Annotated in this window: 1 protein-coding gene; it reads right to left on the bottom strand. The window is 60.0% G+C overall.

The features are described from left to right. Window positions 1–102 precede the first annotated feature (102 nt). A complete protein-coding gene (locus tag D0817_RS26690) occupies window positions 103–417 on the bottom strand; it encodes a metalloregulator ArsR/SmtB family transcription factor (protein WP_106756954.1) in 315 nt (104 codons plus the stop codon). Window positions 418–510: the final 93 nt, after the last annotated feature.

Genomic DNA, 510 nt, shown 5'->3' with positions numbered 1-510 from the left:
ATTCCGCGCTGATATAGTCCGGCGCAAGCCACGCGAGCGCGGCCGAGGCGCCGAGGATGAAGGCTGCCGCCAGGATCGAACGGCCCAACGAGAATGTCGCACTCATGATTTTTCCTTATGTGATTTATCAGCGGGTTGGCCGCCTCCGGCTCGCGTGACCGCCAGGCCGAAGGTTTGGGCGAAACTGAGCAAAGCGTCCTCGAGCACCGACAACTTGATGCGGTAGGTGATCGTGCGCCCCTGCTTTTCGGGTTCGATCAGGCCGGCCGCGACGAGCACCGCGAAGTGCGCCGACATGGTTGGCTTGGACACGTCGAACATGTCGGCGAGTTCTCCCGCGCCGATCGGCCCCTGCTGTAGATGCTGGAGGACCATGCGACGGGTGGGATCTGACAGGGCTTTGAAAATTGTGCTCATGTGTCGATTATTAGCTAATCATCGAACTATTGCAAGCGTTTTCGTTTTTCCCATTCCGGCAGCCCAGGCCGACGCCGGCGTGCGGCTTTTTCC

The organism is Flavobacterium cupreum, assembly GCF_003996965.1.
Taxonomy (GTDB): Bacteria; Bacteroidota; Bacteroidia; order Flavobacteriales; family Flavobacteriaceae; genus Flavobacterium; species Flavobacterium cupreum.
This window is presented reverse-complemented; position numbering and strand designations above follow the sequence as displayed.

Bases quoted from the DNA above. Each gene is read 5' to 3' on its own strand.
- D0817_RS26690 (WP_106756954.1), bottom strand. From the start codon at position 417: ATGAGCACAATTTTCAAAGCCCTGTCAGATCCCACCCGTCGCATGGTC.